This window comes from Parvibaculum sp. (assembly GCF_040882025.1).
GTDB lineage: Bacteria > Pseudomonadota > Alphaproteobacteria > Parvibaculales > Parvibaculaceae > Parvibaculum.
The window spans coordinates 1-4,573 of record NZ_JBBECC010000099.1 but is presented as its reverse complement, the minus strand read 5'-3'; the positions used below and the strand labels follow the sequence as shown (position 1 = coordinate 4,573).

General features: G+C 62.7%; 5 protein-coding genes and 1 pseudogene. 2 read left to right on the top strand and 4 right to left on the bottom strand.

Annotation, left to right across the window (positions count from 1 at the left end):
* A pseudogene (gene uvrB, locus WEB61_RS07060) lies at positions 1 to 1,477 on the bottom strand (excinuclease ABC subunit UvrB); the annotation flags it as partial.
* 221 nt (positions 1,478 to 1,698) lie between these two features.
* Entirely contained in the window at positions 1,699 to 1,962 is a 264-nt protein-coding gene (locus WEB61_RS07055; protein ID WP_368063625.1) for a hypothetical protein, read from the bottom strand.
* 123 nt (positions 1,963 to 2,085) lie between these two features.
* Here WEB61_RS07055 and WEB61_RS07050 point away from each other — a divergent pair, with 123 nt between their 5' ends.
* Both WEB61_RS07050 and WEB61_RS07045 read left to right on the top strand, forming a co-directional pair.
* Positions 2,086 to 2,544 (top strand): PH domain-containing protein, encoded by a 459-nt coding sequence (locus WEB61_RS07050; protein ID WP_368063624.1) that lies wholly within the window; start codon positions 2,086 to 2,088, stop codon positions 2,542 to 2,544.
* The gene (locus tag WEB61_RS07045) at positions 2,541 to 3,332 is read left to right on the top strand and encodes a class I SAM-dependent methyltransferase (protein WP_368063623.1); all 792 of its coding nucleotides are present in this window, start codon (positions 2,541 to 2,543) and stop codon (positions 3,330 to 3,332) included. Before WEB61_RS07050 ends, WEB61_RS07045 begins: the two co-directional genes overlap by 4 nt.
* Positions 3,333 to 3,338: 6 nt before the next feature.
* Here WEB61_RS07045 and WEB61_RS07040 read toward each other — a convergent pair whose 3' ends face one another.
* Both WEB61_RS07040 and WEB61_RS07035 read right to left on the bottom strand, forming a co-directional pair.
* Positions 3,339 to 3,953: a TetR/AcrR family transcriptional regulator gene (locus tag WEB61_RS07040; RefSeq protein ID WP_368063622.1), complete on the bottom strand. Its 615-nt coding sequence runs from the start codon at positions 3,951 to 3,953 to the stop codon at positions 3,339 to 3,341.
* A gap of 27 nt (positions 3,954 to 3,980) precedes the next feature.
* On the bottom strand, positions 3,981 to 4,573 hold a 593-nt coding region (locus WEB61_RS07035; RefSeq protein ID WP_368063621.1), incomplete at its 5' end, for a TetR/AcrR family transcriptional regulator.

Here is a 4,573-nt window from a genome sequence, read left to right as displayed (position 1 = left end):
CCTGCTCGTGCATATATTCGGTCAGGTCTTCGGCCATGCGCTTGGTCAGCGTCGTGACGAGGACGCGCTGCCCCTTTCTTGCCACCTCGTGACATTCGGCGATCAGGTCGTCGACCTGCGTCGACACGGGGCGGATGAAGGTCGGCGGATCGATCAGGCCGGTCGGGCGGATCACCTGTTCGGTAAAGACGCCGCCCGTCTGTTCCATCTCCCAGGGGCCGGGCGTTGCTGAAACATAGACCGATTGCGGCCGCATGGCGTTCCACTCCTCGAAACGCATCGGCCGGTTGTCGACGCAGGAGGGCAGGCGGAAGCCATATTCGGCCAGGGTCGACTTGCGCCGATAGTCGCCGCGGAACATGCCGCCGATCTGGGGGATCGTCACATGGCTCTCATCGGCAAAGACAAGCGCGTTGTCGGGGAGGTATTCGAAGAGGGTGGGCGGCGGCTCGCCGGGCTTGCGGCCCGTGAGGTAACGCGAATAATTCTCGATGCCGGCGCAGCTTCCGGTCGCTTCCATCATCTCGATGTCGAATTGCGTGCGCTGTTCGAGGCGTTGCGCCTCGAGGAGCTTGCCCTGGCCCTTCAGTTCCTGCAGCCGCACCTGCAGATCGTGCTTGATCTCTTCCATGGCCTGATTGAGCGTCGGGCGCGGCGTTACATAGTGCGAATTGGCATAGAGCTTGATCTCGTCGAGCTTGCCGGATTTCTGGCCCGTCAGCGGGTCGAATTCGGCAAGCTCCTCCACCTCGTCGCCGAACAGCGAGACACGCCAGGCGCGATCTTCATAATGCGCAGGGAAGATTTCGACCGTGTCGCCGCGCACGCGGAAGGTGCCACGGACGAAGGACTGGTCGTTGCGCTTGTATTGCAGCGCCACGAGATCGGCGATCAACTGCTTGCGGTCGAGGCGTTCGCCGCGCTTCACCGAGAAGGTCATCGCCGAATAGGTTTCGACCGAACCTATACCGTAGATACAGGAGACGGAGGCGACGATGATCACATCGTCGCGTTCGAGCAGCGCCCGCGTCGCCGCATGGCGCATGCGGTCGATTTGTTCGTTGATCGAGCTTTCCTTCTCGATATAGGTATCGGTGCGCGGGACGTAGGCTTCCGGCTGGTAGTAGTCGTAATAGGAGACGAAATACTCGACCGCGTTTTCCGGGAAGAAGCTCCTGAACTCGCCATAGAGCTGCGCGGCCAGCGTCTTGTTGGGCGCGAGAACCAGGGCCGGACGCTGGGTGCGGGCGATGACCTGCGCCATCGTATAGGTCTTGCCGGAGCCGGTAACGCCGAGCAGCACCTGATCGTTCTCGGCGCGCTCGATGCCTTCCACCAGTTCGGCAATGGCGGTCGGCTGGTCGCCGGCGGGCTCGTATTCCGAGACCAGCTTCAGCGGGCGCCCGCCCTCGGATTTTTCCGGGCGCTCGGGGCGATGCGGCTCGAAAAGCGGCCAGTTGGCCGGATCGCCCTGCAGCGCCCCCGCCCATGTCTCGCTGTCGGCCGCCCCTGCGGCCGGCACAAACGCCGCTCCGGGGGCTTCCGCAAAGCCCGACGTCCCTTTCGCCGGCAGGGGACGTTCGGAACTCCGGCCGAAGGATTTGAATTTATCGCGCGCCATGACGCCCAATATGGGGCGAGTCAGCCGCGTTTAAAAGCGCGCCTTGAGGCCGTGGCCGAAGCAAGACGGCCTCGGCTTCAAGGCGCCGGATTTTCGGGATTCCGGACCGGTGCCGGTTCCTGCCAGTCCGGAACTTCCCGAGGCGCGGTGTAGGGTGGATTGTCGTCGGATATTTTGGTCTGGGCCCGCTCAAGCCCCAATATCGGGGGGCCGAAGAAGGCCCAGGTAACGACCAGAAGTGCCACCACGGCCGCCGCCGTCGAGATTGCGAACACGTAGCGCGTGCCGGTGCCCGTTACGCCTTGCCGGGCGTCGTCAGTGCTTTTTTCGGGGCCCGCCATCTTGCCTCCTTTGGCTCGTGGCCCCCCAACCCTGCAAGCAATCAGCTAGCGCGCGCGGGCGCCGGGGCAAATGTGGGCTCACTGGCGCTTTCCATAAGGTAAGCCTTCTGCAATTCTGCGGGCATGACAGATTCTGTCGCCTCGCCGGTGCTCTCCCGCGCCCATTGGACGATCTACCTGCCGTCACTTGTCGTCGCGGCGGTCTGGGCGCTTGCCTATTTCTGGGCCGACACGCGTGAGCCGCCGCTCGCCGCCATTCGCAGCATCGCGCTGGCGATCGAGGCGGCGGTTGTGCCGCTGCTGCTCGCCCATGCATTCATGCGCGCGCGAAATCTCCATGTGGCCGTAACGGCGGGGGAGCTCGAGGCGCGGTGGGGGGCTCTCTGGCGGCGTAAACTGGTGTTGCCGCTGCGGGATATTGCCACCGCCGCTGTGCGACCGTCGCTCGCACAGCGGTTTTTCGGCGGTGGGGCGTTGGCCTTGACGCTCGGCAATGGCGAGCGGTATCTGATTGCCGATCTCACCGATCCGGAAGCTGCAGCTCGTGCGATCGGAGCGTATCGCGGGAAGGATGACGCATGAGCGGCATGATCGAATTCGACGAGGCCGCCGCAAAGGCCGTCGAGGCGATGTATCTGACGCCCGACGTCGTCGGCCAGCGCGTTCGTGTGCTCGACATGCTGTCACCGAGGCCCGGCGAGCGGATTATCGACATTGGCGTTGGACCCGGCTTGCTGGCGCAGGATATGGCGCGGCTTGTGGGCGATACGGGACGTGTGGTCGGGCTCGACATGGCGCCCGCCATGATCACCATGGCGCGGACACGGCTCGCCGCATTGCCGCAGGCCGAATGCGTTGAGGGCGACGCCGGCGCATTGGCGTTTCCCGATGCGTCGTTCGATGCGGTGGTGTCGACACAGGTTTATGAATATGTCGCCGACATGCCGAAGGCGCTTGCCGAACTCCACCGCGTGTTGCGGCCGGGCGGACGGGCGCTTGTTCTCGATACCGACTGGCGCAGTGTCGTCTGGCACTCTTCCGACGAGGCGCGCATGGGCCGCGTGCTTGCCTGCTGGGATGGGCATCTGGTCGATCCCCATCTGCCGGCGAAACTCGGACCTCTTTTCCGGCAAGCGGGTTTCACCGTCGCCCGTGTCGAGATCGTACCGATGCTTGCGGCGCACTGGCAGCCAGTCTCCTACGCGGCTGGCATCATGCGCGCGATCCACGGCTATGCGCGCGGCAACGGCGCGAAGCACGGCATGTCGGAAGCGGATGTTCAGAGCTGGTATGACGACCAGCTTCGGCTGATCGAGCGCGGGGAATTCTTTTTCAGCGTCAATCGCTATGCGTTTCTGGCGACGCGATAAGACGCGTCAGGTGCCATAGAGTTCGAGAAATACGTCAACAAGAACGTCGATCTTTCTGTCGGTATCGGGTGGAAGTTTGAAGTCGGCATCGAAAAGCGCCGGCCAGACGAACAATTCCTTCAGCATGCCGCCGCCGAGCCGGGCGCTGAAGGCGGCATCGTGCGGCTTCAGCATGCCGCGTTCGATCATTGTGTCCATCACCGCCATCAAACTGTCGTTTCGGCGATTTGCCAGCACGTCATACATCTCCGCCGCAAGTTTCGGCGCACCGGGAACTTCCGCGATGACGATGCGCATCAGCGCGTTTGCGTTGTGCTCGAACTGAAGACTCAGATAGGCCTTGCAGAGCTTGCGAAGTATGTCGCGGGCGGTGTCGCCCGGTGCCAGAAATGCCGAATAGTCGCTGGCACTCGGGGCCGCCTGCTTGATAACCGCTGTGAAGAGCGCTTCCTTCGAATCGAAATGCTTGTAGAGCGTTGCGGTCGAAACGTCCGCTTCGCGGGCGATCTCGGCCATTCCCGCACGGCTGAATCCGTTTCGGAGGAAATTGTCGAGGGCGGCCTTTAGAATCGCGGCGCGTTTCCTGTCGCTGACGGCTCGTCTATGTGTGTCCAGGCCCAATTTTTCTCTATCCTCCAACGATCCCGGTTATCGCTGTATCCGGCCGTGCATCTTGAGATATGCGTCGATGCAGGAGGCGATCTTGTGGTCGATGTCGTGCGGTCTCTGGAATTCCTTTATGAACAGAGCGGGCCAGACGATGAATTCCTTCACCATGCCGCCGAGCATCCGGACTCCGGTTTTCGTATCGTGAGGCTTCAGGTCGCCGCGTTTGACGAGCGCGTCAAGTGCCTGCTGGAACTGGTCGTATCGCGCAGAGACGCCGCGCTCGAAAACCGCATGGGCGAGCCGCGGCGATGACGGGACTTCGGCGATAACGATCCGGAGCATCCCGTTCATCTGTCCTTCGAATTGTTGCATCGCATAGGTGTTGCATATGCTTGTCAGCACCTCGTGCGCGGTCGCTCCCTCGATATCGCCGAGTGCAGGTACGTCCATGCTGTCGTAGATGGATCCGACGACCGCTGTGAACAACGCTTCCTTGGACGCGAAATGCTTATAGAGCGTCGCGGTCGATACGTCGGCGTCGCGGGCGATTTCCGCCATCGCCGCACGGCTGTAGCCGCCCTTGAGGAAATTGTCCCGCGCCGCGTTCAAAATGGCCGCGCGCTTCGTTTCGC